The sequence below is a fragment of the Streptomyces sp. SGAir0957 genome (assembly GCF_043523415.1).
The window spans coordinates 142,530-159,281 of sequence record NZ_CP027290.1 but is presented as its reverse complement, the minus strand read 5'-3'; the positions used below and the strand labels follow the sequence as shown (position 1 = coordinate 159,281).

Annotated in this window: 15 protein-coding genes; 7 read left to right on the top strand and 8 right to left on the bottom strand. The window is 71.3% G+C overall.

Going from position 1 to position 16,752, the window contains the following annotated elements; translation table 11 throughout:
- The first annotated feature begins 8 nt into the window (after positions 1-8).
- The 4 genes from C1N81_RS01145 (at position 9) to C1N81_RS01130 (ending at position 3,521) form a co-directional block, all read left to right on the top strand.
- Complete coding sequence (locus tag C1N81_RS01145; protein ID WP_394425790.1) at positions 9-1,103, top strand: helix-turn-helix domain-containing protein; 1,095 nt, start codon at positions 9-11, stop codon at positions 1,101-1,103.
- A gap of 21 nt (positions 1,104-1,124) precedes the next feature.
- Positions 1,125-1,793 carry a YdcF family protein gene (locus tag C1N81_RS01140; RefSeq protein WP_394425788.1) on the top strand — a complete coding sequence of 223 codons (669 nt, stop codon included), beginning with the start codon at positions 1,125-1,127 and terminating at the stop codon, positions 1,791-1,793.
- 46 nt (positions 1,794-1,839) lie between these two features.
- Positions 1,840-2,529, top strand: a complete 690-nt coding sequence (locus C1N81_RS01135) for a WbqC family protein (protein ID WP_394426222.1) — start codon at positions 1,840-1,842, stop codon at positions 2,527-2,529.
- A gap of 161 nt (positions 2,530-2,690) precedes the next feature.
- Positions 2,691-3,521: a SigB/SigF/SigG family RNA polymerase sigma factor gene (locus tag C1N81_RS01130; protein ID WP_394425787.1), complete on the top strand. Its 831-nt coding sequence runs from the start codon at positions 2,691-2,693 to the stop codon at positions 3,519-3,521.
- A gap of 13 nt (positions 3,522-3,534) precedes the next feature.
- Here the strand turns inward: C1N81_RS01130 and C1N81_RS01125 are convergent, their stop codons facing one another.
- The 4 genes from C1N81_RS01125 to C1N81_RS01110 form a co-directional block, all read right to left on the bottom strand.
- Positions 3,535-3,942, bottom strand: coding sequence for an XRE family transcriptional regulator (locus C1N81_RS01125; protein ID WP_394425785.1), 408 nt, complete (start codon positions 3,940-3,942; stop codon positions 3,535-3,537).
- Between the two features lie 445 nt (positions 3,943-4,387).
- The gene (locus C1N81_RS01120; protein WP_394425783.1) at positions 4,388-5,080 is read right to left on the bottom strand and encodes an RES domain-containing protein; all 693 of its coding nucleotides are present in this window, start codon (positions 5,078-5,080) and stop codon (positions 4,388-4,390) included.
- A gap of 258 nt (positions 5,081-5,338) precedes the next feature.
- Positions 5,339-7,855: a WD40 repeat domain-containing protein gene (locus C1N81_RS01115; protein WP_394425781.1), complete on the bottom strand. Its 2,517-nt coding sequence runs from the start codon at positions 7,853-7,855 to the stop codon at positions 5,339-5,341.
- Positions 7,856-8,034: 179 nt separating this feature from the next.
- Positions 8,035-10,200 (bottom strand): hypothetical protein, encoded by a 2,166-nt coding sequence (locus C1N81_RS01110; protein ID WP_394425778.1) that lies wholly within the window; start codon positions 10,198-10,200, stop codon positions 8,035-8,037.
- 106 nt (positions 10,201-10,306) lie between these two features.
- Here C1N81_RS01110 and C1N81_RS01105 point away from each other — a divergent pair, with 106 nt between their 5' ends.
- Positions 10,307-11,734: an esterase/lipase family protein gene (locus tag C1N81_RS01105; RefSeq protein ID WP_394425777.1), complete on the top strand. Its 1,428-nt coding sequence runs from the start codon at positions 10,307-10,309 to the stop codon at positions 11,732-11,734.
- A 54-nt stretch (positions 11,735-11,788) separates the two neighbouring features.
- On the opposite strand, the gene C1N81_RS01100 is transcribed toward C1N81_RS01105, so the two are convergent.
- The 4 genes from C1N81_RS01100 to C1N81_RS01085 all read right to left on the bottom strand — a co-directional run bounded on the left by C1N81_RS01100 (position 11,789) and on the right by C1N81_RS01085 (position 14,776).
- The gene (locus C1N81_RS01100; RefSeq protein ID WP_394425775.1) at positions 11,789-13,057 is read right to left on the bottom strand and encodes a tetratricopeptide repeat protein; all 1,269 of its coding nucleotides are present in this window, start codon (positions 13,055-13,057) and stop codon (positions 11,789-11,791) included.
- 113 nt (positions 13,058-13,170) lie between these two features.
- Positions 13,171-13,563, bottom strand: a complete 393-nt coding sequence (locus C1N81_RS01095; RefSeq protein ID WP_394425773.1) for an ATP-binding protein — start codon at positions 13,561-13,563, stop codon at positions 13,171-13,173.
- A gap of 128 nt (positions 13,564-13,691) precedes the next feature.
- Positions 13,692-14,240, bottom strand: coding sequence for a transposase (locus C1N81_RS01090; protein WP_394426219.1), 549 nt, complete (start codon positions 14,238-14,240; stop codon positions 13,692-13,694).
- The gene (locus tag C1N81_RS01085; protein WP_394425771.1) at positions 14,237-14,776 is read right to left on the bottom strand and encodes a winged helix-turn-helix domain-containing protein; all 540 of its coding nucleotides are present in this window, start codon (positions 14,774-14,776) and stop codon (positions 14,237-14,239) included. The genes C1N81_RS01090 and C1N81_RS01085 overlap by 4 nt, the downstream gene beginning before the upstream one ends.
- A 148-nt stretch (positions 14,777-14,924) precedes the next feature.
- On the opposite strand from C1N81_RS01085, the gene C1N81_RS01080 reads away from it, so the two are divergent.
- Positions 14,925-16,208 (top strand): helix-turn-helix domain-containing protein, encoded by a 1,284-nt coding sequence (locus tag C1N81_RS01080; RefSeq protein ID WP_394425769.1) that lies wholly within the window; start codon positions 14,925-14,927, stop codon positions 16,206-16,208.
- A 13-nt stretch (positions 16,209-16,221) separates the two neighbouring features.
- The gene (locus C1N81_RS01075; RefSeq protein ID WP_394425767.1) at positions 16,222-16,695 is read left to right on the top strand and encodes a hypothetical protein; all 474 of its coding nucleotides are present in this window, start codon (positions 16,222-16,224) and stop codon (positions 16,693-16,695) included.
- Positions 16,696-16,752 lie beyond the last annotated feature (57 nt).

Here is a 16,752-nt window from a genome sequence, read left to right as displayed (position 1 = left end):
AGCGACACGTGGCGACTGTGCACCATTGGACCGGCTTGGAGGCCAGGGCTCTGCGCTTTGCATTGCGCATGAGCGTGCGGACCTTCGCCGAGCACCTCGGCCTCGCCGTTGCCACGGTTTCCAAGTGGGAGAGCAAGCTCGCCGACACCGAGCCGAGGCCCGATACGCAGGCCATCCTCGACACTGCTCTCGGGCGCGCGGATGCTGCGAGTCACCTGCGGTTCGAGACGATCTTGTCGGAGACGGTCGGTGCCGCCGTCCGTGTCGGACGCCGCATCGTGGCCTTTGGCCCGCGGGCTTGGGAGTACGAGTCATGGGCGGACGACCTGGACCGTGTGGTCATCGCTTTGTCGCAGCAGAACTTTTCCTTCGCCGACAGCCTCTTGAACCGGTGGCTCACCCGGTTCACGGCAGCCGAGCTGGACGACAAGGGGCTCTACCTCTTTGCCCGCTCGACGGCACTGCTCGGTGACCTCAAACGTGACCGGGGCGCCGTGATCGGTCCGCTGTCCGCGCAGCATTCTTACGCCGGAGCCCGCAAGGTCTTCGCTCAGCTCGACATTCCCCGCCGCGTCGCTCAGCTCGATCTGTCCCTCGCTGTGATTACGGAGATGTCCGGGAGGGTGGAGATCGCCGCCCGTACCTACGAATCTCTCGCGGTCGACGACCGGCTCTCCCGCCGTGACCGGGCCAGGGCTCGATTGTGGGTGGGCACAGCGCTGAGCAAGGACGGTGAGCACGACTACGCAACGCGCGTCATGCAAGCTGCGATCCGTGACTTCGAGGACTTGACCGAGCCCGACGACTGGTCGGTGGCCCACCAGAAGATCGCCCTCGCGCGTCGAGGTGTCGGCGACCTCGCCCAAGCCCTGCACTTCATCGGCATCGCCCGCAGTAGCGGGCCCACCGAATCACCGATGCAACGCGTACGACTTGACACCGCTCACGGCCACATCCTGCTCTCCGATCCGGCGACCCGGGATGATGGACTTCGCGTCCTCGTCCAGGCCGCCACAGTGGCCGCGCAGTACGGACTCGTGCACCAGCTGCGCAGTATTGAGGGCGTCAAAGCCATGACTGAGGGGTTGACTGAGCCCCGATGACGGTGACCAGGGAGAACCCGCGTGAGTGACAACCGGCAGGCCATCACCGAGGATCAGTGGCGTCAGGCCAAGTCGATCTGGGACTACCACCAGATGCATCACCAGGCCCGCCCCGTCGATGTCGCGATCGGCCTGGGCAGCCACGATCTTGGTGTCGCCACCCGCACCGCCGAGCTGTACCGGGCGGGACTCTTCCCCGCACTGGTCTTCACCGGTGGTAACAGTCCCACCACGGCCCGGGTCTTCCCGCGGGGCGAGGCCGTCCATTTCCGCGAGCACGCCATCGACCTCGGCGTCCCGGCCTCGGCGATCCTGCTGGAGCCCCACGCAGCGAACACCGGGCAGAACATCACCTTCGCCCGCGAGGTCCTGACCACCGTCGGCATCACTCCAGCCACGGTGCTGCTGGTCTCCAAGCCCTATATGGAACGGCGGTCGTTCGCGACCGCCCGCAAGCTGTGGCCCGAGGTCGAAATCGTGTGCGCCTCGGAGCCGCTGGAGTTCGACGATTATCTCAAGTCCATCGGCGACGAGAAGCTCGTCGTGGACATGCTCGTCGGCGATCTCCAACGGGTGATCGAGTATCCGAAGCTCGGTTTCGCCATCGAGCAGGAGGTCCCGGAGGACGTGCATGCCGCATACGAGTCCCTCGTCCACGACGGCTTCACCAGCCGCCTCATCACTTCTTGAATTCCCCGTGGCAGGCGGATTGTGCGCAATCCACCAGCCCAACTTCCTGCCCCGGCTGACCACGCTGGGCAAGCTGTTCGCGGCGGACTACTGGGTCGTTCTGGACAACGTGCAGTTTGCTCGTCGCGACTACCAGCACCGTGCCCGCCTCGCAGCTTTCGACGAGGCCAACCGGCACCGGTGGCTGACTATCCCCACCCATCTTCCGCAGGGCCGCGCCACACTTGTCCGGGACACACTGATCGCCGATCCGATCGCCACCCGGCACCGCACGGCGTCGATCCTTCGCCAGAACTACGGGGCCAGCCCTCACTGGCCCGCACTCGACCAGGCGCTTCAGCCGGTGTGGGATGCCTTTAGTACCGGGCGCACGGCCGCGGTCGCTGCTGCCTCCACCCGCTCCTTGCTCCACCTGTTCGGCTGGCAGGGCCGGATAATCGAAAGCAGTGCCCTGTCGGCACGTGCGGGCCGATCCGAGCGGTTGGCCGACCTGGCCGCCGTTACCGGCGCACGCGCGTACCTGTGTGGAACTGGCGGCATGACCTACCTTGACCCCACCGCCTTCTCCTCGCGGGGCGTGGCCGTCGTCCCGTTCCTGTCACCGACAACTGGGATGTGGGCCTCAGGGCGGAGAATCAGTGCCCTATGGGCCATCGCAACTCGAGGCCCGGAAGCCGTGTCAGCCCGGTTCCATGCGCTTGCGTTCGCTCACGGAACGTTGGTGTCCGCGGCTTGATCGGAAGCCCAGGGGAGTAGGCCTCAGCTCGCCGAGATGGCGAAAGCGCAACAAAGGGACAAAAGTCCCGATTCGGGGCCTCGGGCGTGGGGGCAGACCGGGAGGGAGAGGGGTTCCGGGGCCGCCGGAGCCTCGATGGTTGCCCCGCGGACGAGTAGCAGATGACCGTGCCGGCCACACCCCGCGCGGCGGCCCGCCGCCACCCGCACCGCGACGCACCCGACACCGCCGACGCCTTCGCGCGCCTGGCCGTGGCCGGGCCGGGGCCCGCGCGGGACGCGCTGTGCGAGGAGCTGGTCACCGCCTGGCTGCCGATGGCGCACCGGCTGGCGACCCGGTTCCGTAACAAGGGGGAGGATCTGGAGGACCTCAAGCAGGTCGCCGCCGTCGGGCTCGTCAAGGCGGTGCAGCGGTACCGGCCCGAGCGCGGGGTGTTCGAGGCGTACGCCGTGCCCACCATCACCGGCGAGCTGCGGCGCCATTTCCGGGACCACGCCTGGGACGTCCGGGTGCCGCGCCGGGTGCAGAACCTGCGGAACAAGGTGCGGGTCGCCCGCCGGGAACTCATGGAGCGGCCCGGCGCCACCGGCGAGCCCACCGTCGCCCAGGTCCGCGCCCACACCGGGCTCAGCGAGGAGGACGTGCTCGACGGCATGGAGGCCATGGAGGGGTACAGCGCCCTGTCGCTCGACGCCCCGGCGGGGGCGGCCGACGAGACGTTCAGCCTCGCCGACACCCTGGGTGACAGCGACCCCCGCCTCGACCTCGTCGCCAGCCGCGAAGCCGCCAAGGAAGGGCTGCGCCACCTCTCCGAACGCGACCGGCACATCCTCTACCTGCGCTTCTTCGAGGACATGACGCAGAGCCGGATAGGGGAGCGGGTCGGCCTCTCCCAGATGCACGTCTCCCGGGTCATCAGCCAGTGCTGCGCCGAGGTCCGGAAACGCGCTGACCGCGCGCCCGGGAAGAGGCGTGCGGTCAGTGGAGCGTGAAACGGAGCGCTGTTCAGGCGGCGCTCTCCGTCGCCTCGACATAGGCGCGGGCGGCGACCATCACGTCACGCGCGCGGTCGTCGGCGATACACATGGCCGGGGCCATGTCCTCCAGCTGCGGGTTCATGCCGATCATCCAGGCCCGCGCGGTATATACGGACTCGGCGGCCTGGATGAGGTGGAAGATCTGGATCGCGTCGATCAGCCGGGCCTCGGCCTCGGGCCGGGGCCTGCTGGTGCCGGCGGCCCATCGGCCCACCTGCTTGGCATCGCTGATCCCGGCCATCCGCGCGGTCAGGCGCTGGCCGAGATTGTCCTGGAGGAATCGCGCTATGTCGGCGATCGGGGTGCTCACGGCGGCGCTGTGCGCCTGAAGGGCCGCGGATGCGCTCCGGGGCGGCTTGGCCTTGGTCGCGGACATAGGGGTCTCCCTCGTACGGAGTAGGAAGGACTGGGTGGGCACGGTGGCCGCCCCCTGTGATCGCGGCAGCGTGCGCCGCACGGCCTGCTTCATGGTGCCCTTGCCCTCCCTCTCGAAGATATACACCGCTACTCAGTAAGCGTGTATCCAAAAGGGTACCCACGGGGGTAGGTCAACTCCACCTGGCGACGACCATTTTGAAGAGGTGTCATATGCCCGGGCAGACCCCGGAAGCTGGCCCTCCACCCGTCTCCACCTGCGGCTTCTTCGCGGAGTGGGTACTTTCCGGCCATGGTCGTCGGCGCAGACTTTGGCTGCTTTCCATCGGAGAACAGACCCCTTTGGGGGTGGGGTCAGCGGGTGTTCGAGGTGGGTTTCCGGTGGAGTTCGGGGGGCTGGGGTCAGAACATCTGCAGGCCGGGGTCAGAACATCTGCAGGCCGGGGTCAGAACATCTGCAGGCCGTACTCCCGCGCCACCATCGCCAGCGGCACCGACTCCGGGAACACGTACGTCGACTCCAGACGCTCCACCGTGGTGTTGTCGAAGATCGCCCAGCACTGGCGCATCCCGAAGCGGGACTTGTACGCGATGCCGTGGATGCTCGGCGTGCCCTGCGGGGTGCGCTGGGCGTGGGCCCAGCGGGCGACGGCGCGGGTCAGGCGCCGGTGGAAGCCGTGGATGTGTTCGCGGGTGAGTTCGGGCCGGGTCACGCCGAGTTCCCGCAGCTGGGGTGCGAGCACCGCGGTGAGCGCCTTGAGGGTGGTGTCGTCGTCGACGTCGAGGAAGCGGCTCTCCTTGGCGGGTTCTAATCGCAGCAGGGTGTGCTTGGCGCTCCAGTCGCGCACCATCTTCCCGGGGCCGACGAAGTACGGCTCGTGCCAGTCGGGGCCGACGAGCTCGCGCATGTCGGGGTGGACGCGGAACGGGGCGAGGGCCTCGGCGAAGCAGCCGTCCTGCTGGGAGGCGCAGTAGAGGGTGCCGTGGGTGCTGGAGCTCCAGGAGTTGCCCGCCGTGCTGGTCTCGTCCTCGGGGGTGAGGGTGTCGTAGCTGAGCGGGTCGGGGGTTTTGCCCAGTCGCCATACGCCGTCGGCGGGGGCCGGTATCAGTCTGACGTCGGCTGCGGGACTGGGGGTCATGGTTCTGGGCTCCGGTGGTCGTCCGTCCAGGCCGTCTGAACGGGGCGGCCCGCCGGCGCCGGCCGGCGGGCTCGGGTGGTTCGCTGGGCCGCCTGCCCCGACCAAAGACCCTGACCAGGGACAGGGGGCAGCCAATTGATCAATTGTGCTGGGCCGGGTGGCCGGGACGCGAGTCACTTGCCAGACATCCCGGGGGCGCACGAAGCATTCCGGGGGGCGCATAGGCCGAAAGCATGTGTCGCCCCGGTCACGACCCGCTCAGCGCGCCAGCGCCGGATGCGCCAGGTCCAGGCTCGTCAACGCCGCCCCCGCCGGACCCGCGAGCGCCAGGTCCGCGGTGGCCGTCCCCGGGTGCGGCGTGGCGCCCAGCCAGGTCAGCGGGGTGGCGGTCGCCACGGTCAGCAGGCGGCGGCAGGTCGCCGCGTCCCACAGCATGACGATCCCGTCGCGGGAGGCGCTGACCACGTACGTACGGTGCTCGGCGGTGAAGGTCGCCACCGCGTGGACCGGCGCGTGATGGCCCGTCAGGCGCGGGCCGAGCGGCTGCGTGGTGGCCAGGTCCCACAGCCGTACGTCGGCCTGGTCGCCCGCGGTGACGAGGAACGGCGGGAGGTCGTCGGCCGGGGCGGTGTTGAGCGCGAGCGCGTGGAGGATGCCCTGGTCGCAGCGGATCAGGTCGGCGCTGTCGTCGGCCAGGGCCGGGTTCCAGAGGCGGACGACGCCCTCGGTGCCCGCGCTGGCGAGCCACGGCCGGCCCTCGTCCGTGCAGGCGGCGGCGAGCGCCTTGACGCTCATCGCGTGGCCGTCCCAGGTGCGCAGCGGGCTCGCGGTGTGCAGGTCCCACAGGCGGATGCGGTAGTCGTCCGACGCGGTGAGGAGCAGGGCGAGGGCGCCGTCCGCGCTGGCGCAGGCGGCCAGGTGGCGGGTGGGCGCGCCACCGCAGTCCAGGGGCGCGAGGGGGCAGGCGTCCGGGGCCGCGGGGTCCCACGCCGTGACCGTCCCGGTCGTGTCGGCGGACAGCAGCAGCCGCTGGGTGCCGCGCCGCGCCCAGGCCACGCCGAGTACGGGGGCGGGGCCTGTCAGCGCTGTCGTCGTCGCGCCGCTGCGCGTGGCGGTCAGGCGTACGGAGGTGTCGTGGGCGGTGGCGATGAGGGGGCCCGCGTCGCTGTGCCAGAGGGCGGTGCCCGCGGCGGGGCGGGGGGCGGGGGAGTGGCCCTCGGCGAGGACCCGGTCGATGTCGGCGGCCGTCCACAGGCGCAGCGTCGCGTCGGCGGCCCCCGACAGGAGGGCGCCGGGCCGGTCCGGGCTCTCGGGCAGGGCGGCGAGCGCGGTGACGGTGTCGGTGTGGCCGCGCAGGTCGGCGACGGTGCCGGAGGCGGGCTCGTACAGGGTGACCGAGTGGCCGCGGGCGGCGGCGAGGACGACGCACTCCTCGTCGTCCAGGGCGAGCAGGCACAGGTCCTTGACGGGTTCGCCGTGGCCGGGCGCGGTGCCGGGCAGCCGTCCCTCGCCGACCGACCAGGAGGTGATGCTGCCGTCCGCGTGCCCGCAGTGGAAGAGGCCCGGTGCCGCGCCCGGCGTGACCGTACGCGCGGGCGAGGGCAGGCGGTGCGTGGCGCGGACGGTGCCGTCGAGGTGGTGCACGGTCAGGTCGCGGGCCGCGTGGACGAGGACGCGTTCGCCGTCGGTGTCGACCAGGGTGGTCAGCGCGCCGCGCAGCACCGGGGGAGCGGTGACGACCGCACGGGCGGTCTCTGGCGGCGCCCAACTGGTCAGCTCGCTGCGCCCGTTGACGGTCCACACGACGTGCTCGCCCTCGTCGTCGAAGCAGGACACGGCGTCGTCGAACCAGGTCGAGTCGGTGTGGTGGCCGAGCGCCGCGTGCCGGTGCGCGTCCCACAGCCGTACGGTGCCGTCGGTGCTGGCGGTCACGAGGTACTGGCGTCCGCCCGGCCCCGGCGGGCTGACGTGCAGGGCGCGGATCTCGCCGGTGTGCGCGGCGAGCGGGGCGCCCGCGGGGTGCGCGGTCGCGGCGTCGAGGAATTCGAGGGTGCCGGTCGCGGTGGCGACGGCGACCTGGAGGCCGCGGCGCGGATGGTCCAGGGTGAGCAGCCGGGTCGGGGTGGCGGGGAGCGTGGCCCAGATGTTCGCGGACAGTCGCCAGTCGGCGTAGTGCGCGGTGAGCGGGCTGTCGTCGGGCGGCGCGGCCTCCGGAGGCATCCGGGTGCGCGGTGTGCCGGGGTAGGTCAGCGCGGTGTGGGCGAGGTGCAGGCTCGCCATGCGGGACGGCAGCGGCTCCTCGCGCAGGTAGGGCTCTATCGCCGACCAGGCCGTCAGCCAGTGCCGGGGCCCGCCCGCCGGGGTGTGGTGCAGCAGCGCGCGGATGCCGCCGCCGGTGTCCCAGGCGAGCGCCTGCGGCGGCACCCGCGCGTCGTCGAGGACATGCCCGAGCGCGGCGTGCCGGGCGAGATGGCGGCGCACGTACGGGGGCGGCGGCTGACTGGCGTCGCCGCCGCCGAGCGCGGCAAGGCGCTCGGCGATCCGCGCGTGCACGGCGGCTTCACCGTCGTCGTCGCCGGGTCCTGCGCCGGGGGCGATGTCGTACGGGGGTGGGGGCTGATCCGCGTCGCGGCCGAGGGCGGCCCGGCGGTCGGTCATGGGGGCGTGCGCGGCGGGCTCCCTGTTGTCGTCGCCGGGCCCTGCGCCGGGGGCGATGTCGTACGGGGGTGGGGGCTGATCCGCGTCGCGGCCGAGGGTGGGCCGGCGGTCGGTCATAGGGGCGTGCGCGGCGGGCTCCCTGTTGTCGTCGCCGGGCCCTGCGCCGGGCCCTGCGCCGGGGGCTAAGTCGTACGGGGGCGGAGCCTGACCCGCGTCGCCGCCCAGCGCGGGCAGTCGCCCGGTGTCATCGCCGGTACCGGGCAAGGGCGCGACACCGTGCGGGCCGGTCCGTTCGGTCACCTGGGGCCCTTTCGCTCGGCCGGCCAGCGCCGCAGGATCTGTGCCAACTGCTCGTGGGCGGGCCGGTAGACCACGCGGTCGTCCTCGTGGTCAGTGGTGAGATACCCGGCCAGGCGGCTCTTCAGCAGTCGGCGGATCTTCTCGTCGGGGTCGTCGAGGGGCACGCGAAGCACGGCGGCGGTCAGCGCGGGCCACACGTCCCCCCATGCGACCCCGCGCCCCAGCGCGAACGCGCTTGCGCGCAGCAGGCCGACGGCCTCCGCCGCGGTGAGGCCGCTGCCCGCGGCCACGGCGAGTTCGATGTCGGTGCGGAGCAGACCCGTGATGCCCTCGCCGACGCGGCCCAGCCAGTTCCGGTCGGCGAGCAGCGCGGGCCCCGCCGCCCGCAGTTGTTCCACGGCCAGGCGGGCGTGGAGGAAGGAGCCGGCGGCGCGGGCGCCGACGACGCGCGCGGCCCGCGCGACGGCCGCCGCGTCCCACTGTTCCTGGTCGCGCAGCAGCACCCGTACGTAGGCGTCGATGTCCTCGTCCGGGTCGGTGTCGCAGCGCACGGTGCGGGCGTGCGGGAAGCGGTCGGCGAGTTCGCGGAGGAGGTCGTCGGCGGCGGGCGGCCGGGGCCCGGAGCCGTTCGCCGCCGTGGGCGCCGGCCGGGCGCTGCGCACGCCGAGCAGCAGCCGCACCTTGCGGCGCCGGGTGGCGGGGCCCCGTCCGGCGGGCGCGGGCACGCCCGCGCCGCGCCGTGCGGGCCGGGTCGCGGTGACGAACGGGGCGAGGGCCGTGGTGATGAAGTGCGTCGGGTCGTACGCCTCGTCGAGGCCGTCCACGACGACGGTGACGGGCGGGCCCGGACGGGCGAGGAACTCCTCCAACGCGCCCTGCCAGTCGCCGAGTTCGACGCTCCCCTCGGCGGGCGCGCAGCCCAGCGCCTCACCGAGCTGGCGCAGCGCGGTGAGCGCGGTGTGGTTGCGGGCGGAGATCGCGGCGCTGACCGCGCCCGGCGGCGGGATCGTCTCGGGCGGCCCGTCGAGCGCGGTCTTGTAGCGCTCCTCGCCCCGGAACAGCGGGTCGCTGAGCGTCACCATGCGGCCGAGCAGCGCCGACTTCCCGGTCCCCGCGCCCCCGGTGACGATCATGGCGCCGCGCGGGGACTGCACGAAGTCGACGAGGAGCCGGTTGAGGCGGGTGCGCCCGGAGAAGTACCAGCCGCCGTCGGCCTTGTCGAGCCGCCCGCTCGCCTTCTCCAGCCAGTACTCCAGCTCGTCGAAGGTCGCCGCGACGTCGCTGACCGCGTCCTTGGCGACCCGCGGCGAGGGCTCGTAGCCGGGGTTGGGCAGCGCCCGCGAGCGTTCGTGCTGCCACTGGGTGAGGAGCGGCTGGGGAATGTTGACGCGGGCGTGGGCGCGCCGCGCGCTGCGCCGTACGGGCCGCTCCTCCTCCAGGAGTTTCGCCGCGCGGTTGAGGAGCTGCGTGAACTCGCTCATCGTCAGGTGCGGGTGCGCGATCTGCTCGCTGGTGGTGGCCAGGAGGTGGGCGCGGGAGAGGACGCGGGCCAGTTCGAGGCCGAGGACCGTGCGGCCCCGCTCGGTGGTGGCGAGGACGTTGAGCCGGGCCTCCTCCTTGCGGGAGGGCGCCAAGTCGTCTTGTAGGGCGACGAGTTCGCCCTGTACGGCGGCCGACTCGCACATGTTGAGGATGACCAGGACGTCATGGGCGCGCGAGTCGAGGGCCGCGTAGGCGAGCGCGGACGTGGGCACGGCGGTGGCGAGGAGGCGTTCGTCGGAGGTGTCGGGCAGGCGCAGGTAGTGGCGGCTGGACTTGGCGGACAGGCCGTGCGCGCTGACGAACAGGATCAGCGGCGTCGCGGCGTCGGTGTCGCGCAGGCCGCTCGCGCTCAGGTACGCCTCGACCTCGTGCCGCGTCGACAGCGGCGTACCGTGCGGCGTCTCGGACAGCCGCCAGTCGAACGCCTCCCCGTTGCGCGGCCACCACAACTCGAGCGCCGCGAGCTGCTGCCGCACCGCCTCGTCGAAGGAGGGGTCGCCGTCCGGGACGACCAGGCCGACGAGCAGCCCGCGCGGCCCCGACTCCAGCGGCCCGTGCGGCCACTGCTGTGCTTCCGGCTCCGCGGCAACAGCCACGACCGGCCCCCGTTGCTCGCTCATCTTGCCTATTGTTCCCGCATCTTGCCTATTGTTCCCGTCCATGAGCTTCCAGCGACAGGTCGGCGAGGCCCGACCCGCCCCGGCACCGGCAGACTTACCTCATCATGTGACGCAGGACGCGGTCGTCATCGTTCCCGGGATCATGGGCAGCGAGCTGCGCCTGGCCGAGACGGGCGAGGTCCTGTGGGGCCTGTCGGGCGCCCGCTGGCTGCTGCGGGCATGGACGCGCCGCGACGGCCTCGCCGCCCTCCACCTCACCGAGGACGAACTCACCGGCAAGACGGGCCGCGTCCAGGCGACCCAGCTCCTGCGCCACGGCACATGGACCCCGTACCTGCGCGGCCAGGAGCCCTACACTGACCTCGTCGACACCGTACGGGACTACGTGGCCGACCCCGCCGCGATCATGACGTTCCCGTACGACTGGCGCCTCCCGGTCGCGACGAACGGCAAGCTGCTCGCGGCCCGCGCCCGCGAACACCTCACGGCCTGGCGCACGCACCCCGCGCACCTGGCGGCCCTGCGCCACCGCGCCGACCAGCGCCCCGCCCGGCTCGTCTTCCTGGCCCACTCCATGGGCGGCCTCGTCACGCGCAGCGCCCTGGACGGCAGCCACTTCGACGACCTGGCCGCCGACACCCGCACGGTCGTCACCCTGGGCACGCCCTTCTACGGTTCGGTCAAGGCGACGGTCATCCTCAACAGCGGACGCGGCGCCCCGGTCCCCCTCCCGCACGCCCGCCTGCGCGACCTCTGCGCCACCATGCCCGGCCTGCACGACCTGCTGCCGCTCTACCGCTGCCTGCGCACGACCGACGACGTACGCCGCCTCGACGCCTCCGACATCACCGCGCTGGGCGGCCACCCCGAACTGGCCCGCGACTCGTTGGCCTTCCACGCGGGCCAGCAGTCCGTCCCCCTGCCGGACCACCGCGCGGTAGTCGGCACCCGCCAGCCGACGTGGCAGAGCCTGTCGCTCACTTCCGGCCAGGTCACGGCGTACGAGGCGGGCGCCCGTCAGCACTCCGACGGCAGCCTCATCCGCGACGCGGCCGGGCACGTCCTGCACTTCGCGGCGCACGGCGACGGCACGGTCTACCGCGACGCGGCGTCCCTGTCCCGGCACGTCTCCCTGCTCCCCGTCCAGCACGGCGACCTCGCCCGCGCCGACAGCGTCCTCGACACGGTCGCCGACATCCTCCTGGAGGACATCCCCCAGGGCCCGCCCCTGCCCGGCAACGGCGGCCCCGGCGCGGGCCTGACCGTCCCCGACCTCGCCGAAGCGGGCGTCCCCTGGGAAGCGACCGCCCCCGACACCGACACCCTGCAGGGCCTGACCTTCACCCTGACCGACACCGAAACGGGCACGGAGCGCCCCCTCGCGGCCCAGATGCAGGACGGCCGCCCGGCGGCGACGGTGACGGTGGACGCGCCGGGTCTGTACAGGGTGGCGCTGCACACCCGCGACCGGTACACGGTCAGCCAGTTGGTGCTGGTGGGGGAGGCGGGGGTGGCGGTGGAGGCGGAGCGCTAGGGGGCACCCTGGGCTTGCTCGGCAGCCCCGGGCAGCGGGCCGGCCGCACCCGGTTCACCCCCGTCGTCGTCCGGAGCGGTACGTGTCCAGGAGCTGCCGGCCCGCGACGGTGAAGGGGTGCTCGGGGCCCAGGCCGTGTTCTCGCCGCGCGACGACGTCGGTCATCAGCTCGACGGCCTCCTCCACACGGCCGAGCGCGGCCCGGGTCCGGGAGAACAACTGCCGGGCCGCGAGCACGATCGGGTGCTCCGGCCCGAAGCGCCGCTCATACGCCTCGGCGACCAGCCGGATCTCGCGGTCGGCCTCCTCGAACCGGCCCAGGAGGAACAGCGCCCACGCGTGGTTGTGCCGGGCGCCCAGGGTGACCGTGTGATCGGGCCCGAGGAGCCGGTCGCACTCAGCGGGCAAGGAGAGCAGCGCACCGTCTTCCGCGGTGACCGCCTCGCGCGCGGGCAGCATCTCCAGCAGGCCGGCACGGGCGCGCAGGGTCAGCGGATGCGTGGGGCCCAGCGCCGAGCGCCGACCGGCCACGGTGGCACGGAGCAACGCGACCGACTCCTCGCGTCTCCCGAGATTCGCCAGCACGAGCTGAAGGCCGTAGGACGTGTCCAGAGTGTCCGGGTCGCCGGCCCCGAACAGCCTTTCCTGAGCGGTACGGACGCCGCGCAGCAACGCCTCGGCCTCAGCGAACCGGCCCAGCCGGAACAGGGCCCGTCCGGCTCTGGAACGGGCGGCGAGGACCGCACGGTCGTCCGCGCCGAGCAGCCGCTGCCCGAGGTCGGCGGTGGTCCGGGACGTCTCCCAGGCGGAGAGGTAGTCACCGGTCCGGTGCAGAGCGACCGAGAGCCGCGTCGCCACGGCAAGGGCATCGGCGGCGACCGGCGACATGCCGATGCGCCGCAGCAGGGCCAGCGCGTGCGGGACCAGCAGACGCAGGCGCGGCTCGTGCGGCCCGGCGTCGGGGACACCGGGCACGGCGGCGTCGAGCAGGCGGACGGCCACCGCGTCGAGCGTGGCTCGCAGTTCGACGGGTGTCGCCGCGTGGACGCTGTCGAGCAGGACGCCATGGCTCTGCACGCAACGCATGCCGACGACATCGACGCGTTCCGACAGCGACTGGTCGAGCAGAGCGCGCAGAGCCGTCTCGGTACGGGCCCGGGGGAGGACACCGGCGATGTCCTCGTGATTGAGCACGGCAAGGGGCAGGGGTTCCGCCGCGAACCGGGCGAGCAATCGCAGCAGGGCCGCCGCTTCGGGCAGCCCCCGCGCCTCGAACGAGTCCAGGGTCAGCTGCCAGGTGTGGGGGTGAGCGGCAGCCGCCACTGAGGGCCTCCTGATGTGCTGCGGGGTCGTAGTCGGCGGGGTCACGCGGGCACCGCCCTTCTGGCGCGGGGCGGTCATCCGACAGGGCAGGTGAAGGAGGCTGCCTCAGGGGATCACCCGCATGACGCTTCTCCGGGCATTTCGACCCGCACGGTCTTGCCGACGTGCTCACGAAGGAACCACGACACCTCACCGCCGACAGCGCGAACCAGACGAAGTCCGCGCCCGCACTCGTCGAGACGATCCACCGCGGCATGCACGCCGAAGTCGGGGAACGCGGGCACCGGGTCCGACACGTCGACGACGAGTCCACCGTTACTGAGCACTGCCAGCCGCACGAGCATCGTGTGCCCGACGATGCGCGCGTGGTTGATCGCGTTGGTGGTCAACTCCGAGGCGACCAGGGCCGCTTCCCCTTGGTCACCGGCCCATCCCCACACCACGAGCCTTCGGTGGACGTGGAGACGGACCAGGGGCACGCTCTTGTGGACCATCGTGTAGTCCATCGACCACTCCCGAGCGACGGCCGCAAGCCCGACTTCTTCCAACGAGGCCACCCCGATCTCAACTCCCCATGCAGCGTGCGGCAAGGGCTTCACCGGCCCCATGTCCTTGGGTGTGATCCAGGTAGCCGCTACTGAGTTTGTGGGCGTGATGTCGTGAGGGTGAGGCCGGTTGCGGTGAGGCATGCGTCGATGAGATCGGGGCGGTACTGAATCTCGCGGAGTGTGCGGCGGAGTGACCGGATCAGGTGGTCCGGGTCGCTGAACGCGGTGTTGCACTGCGCCGAGCGCCGGACCAGTGACCAGACACCTTCCACGGGATTCAGATCGGGTGCATACGAGGGGAGTTGGAAGGAGGTGATCCAGTCGTGGGCGTCGATGAAGGCCCGCAGTCGGGCGTCCAGATGCACATTCAAATTGTCCCAGACCAGTATCAGCGGGGCGCCGAGCTGTTGATGGGCGGCGACCAGCAGGTCGCGATAGTCGCGCCAGGTGAAGCTGCGCCGGCCGCCTCGCTTGTGATCGAGATGCTGTTTGGGCCGGAAGATTAGACGTGTTCGTTCGCCGGGCTTGTAGCAGGCCAGGGCGGCGATGGAGAAGCGGCGCTGGGAACGGCCTCGCACCCGGACCACGGGCGTGTGCCCCCGCCTGGACCAGGTGCGGGAAGTGGGCGGCGTCATCGAGAATCCGGCCTCGTCTTCGAAGACGATGAAGGCGTCGAGCGCCGCCGCGGTGCTTCCACCTGTGGCCATGTGTCCTTCACCCAGCCGGTCACCTTGTCCTCGTCGCGCTCCAGGGCCCGCTTGGCCGGGACTTGGTGGCTCCAGCCGTGGCGCCGCAGCATCTGCGCGATGGTCGACAGGGTGATGGTCTTATGGAACCGGCGCCCGATCAGCACCTTGATCCGCTCCAGGGTCCATGTCTGGTCCTGCCAGCCGTGCGCAACAGGCCCCTTGGCAAGTTCCTCCTCCAGCACCGCGAACAGCTTCTCGCTCAGCTTGGGCCGGGCCGCCGAGCCCCTGGAAAACAGGAAGCCGTCCCCGCCAGCCTGCCAGGCGCGGCGCCAGCGCTGCACTGAACGAACGCTGACTCGCAGCTGTTTCGCCACCACCGTGTTGCCGTCACCTGCGGCGAACATCGCGGCTGCTTGCAGGCGGACTCCCTCGCGAAAGGCCCGCCGCTCGGCCGTCAGGCCACCACCTTGCGGATACCTCATGGTTCCGGCCTACCGCGACTGACTTCCTCTGTCAGCCCTCCCGACATCACGCCCACAAACTCAGTAACAGCAAGTGATCTCTACGTCGCATTCGCCGGGTGCATTCGAGCATGCGCAGCACGCATATTGGCGCCTCGGACGACGTGCCATGCTGGTTACCGTGGGGACACAAAGCATCGACTGGGCCTCGTTCGGAGACCTCAAGGACGCCGCTTACACGGGGAACTACGGCTACGTGATCCGCCGCGCAAGAAAGATTGCGGGGCTCACACAAGGCCAACTCGCCACAGCGTGCAATCTCTCTCAAGCCGCTGTCTCGCGGCTTGAGAACCGCGGCTCCGGCACCTACACCATGGAAACCCTGGCGCGCGCCGCCACAGCGATCGGATTCCCATTCGAGCTGGTCGGCCTCGCCAACCAGCAAGCGAATGGGACCTTGCCAGTGGAACGGCGCGCATTCCTGAACCTGTCGGCGGCCTTCGTCGCCGCCCCCAAAATAGGCAACACAGCCCCCGATGGGCCCGCGACATGGGAGGACAGCTCGCACGCGGCGACCCTGCGCATTGCCACCAGCTCGTTCCGGAGGCTGGACTCCACCGTCGCGTCCAGAGACCTGGCCGAGTCGATGAAGACCCACCTCCAGCTCATCCAGACCATGGCGAGCGAAGCACCTGACAACGAGCACCGCGCGCGCATGGCGTCCGTCGGATCCGAAGCCGCCTCGTTCGCCGCCTGGCTGTTCTGGGACATGGCTGATCACGGGTCCGCGCGTCGCTGGTACGGGTCGTCGATAAAGGCAGCCCGCAGTTCGGGTGACCCCCTCCTGGCCGCGTACCAGACCGGCAGCCTCGCTTCGTTCGAGGCCGAGACCGGTAACCCGCACGAGGCGCTCCGCCTGGTCACACAGGCGCGGCACGACCTCGGGCGTGACCCGTCACCGCTGGCCTCCGCCTGGCTCTTCGCCACCGAAGCCGTCGCTCACGCGTCACATGGACAGGGCCGATCATGCGAACGGGCTTTGTATGCCTGCGAATACAGCGCCGCACAGATCCCCGACGCCGAGCCTGTCTCGTGGCCATGGATCTTCGCCTTCGACGAGCGGAAGATCGCGGCATGCCGTATCACCTGTACGGCTCGGCTCGGCCAGCCCCTCCACACCCGGACCGGAGAACACGAGGTCGCGGCCGCCCTGAGTGGCGGTCATGACAAGCAACGGGCTCTGCTCACGCTCGACGTGGCGACCGCTCACCTCGCTACGAAAGAGATCGATGCCGCGTTCACGCTGGCCTCCCGATCCCTCACCGAAGGCGTCCGTCTGCGCTCCGGCAGAATCGTCGAACGGGCCCGCACGCTGCGCCGGGCCTACTCCACCCACCGGCCACCGACTGTCGTGCGCGACTTCGACGACCAGCTCCACGCCACCTATCTGTAGGGAAGTGCCTCCCTTGCGTGTCGGAATCACAGGACACCGTGGCCTGCCACAGCCTGTCGAGGGTCAGGTGCGCGCGCTGCTCCTGGAGCATGCCCAGACGTACGTCGCCCGTGATCTCGTCGCCATAAGTTGCATCGCCGACGGCCCCGACACCTGGTGGGCCCACATCGTGCTCGCTGAGGGCGGCCAGGTCGAGGTGGTCACGCCGGCAACCGAGTACAGATGCGGTCTGCCCGGGTGGCATCACTCCGACTACGACGAGCTGATGAACCGTGCCAAGGACGTACACCACACTGGGCTCAGGGAATCGACCTCCGAAGCGCACCAGGCCGGAAGTGAGATCTTGGTAGGTCTCTCCGACCGGCTCATCGCCGTCTGGGACGGCCTGCCGGCACGTGGCTACGGTGGCACGGCCGACGTCGTGGCCTACGCAGAACGTGTAGGCGTGCCCGTCACTGTGATCTGGCCGGCCGGGGCGACTCGGTAGCCGGAGCGGGCATGGGCCCGCTCGGAAATCGTCAGTCGCCGTGTGCGGCGTCCTGCT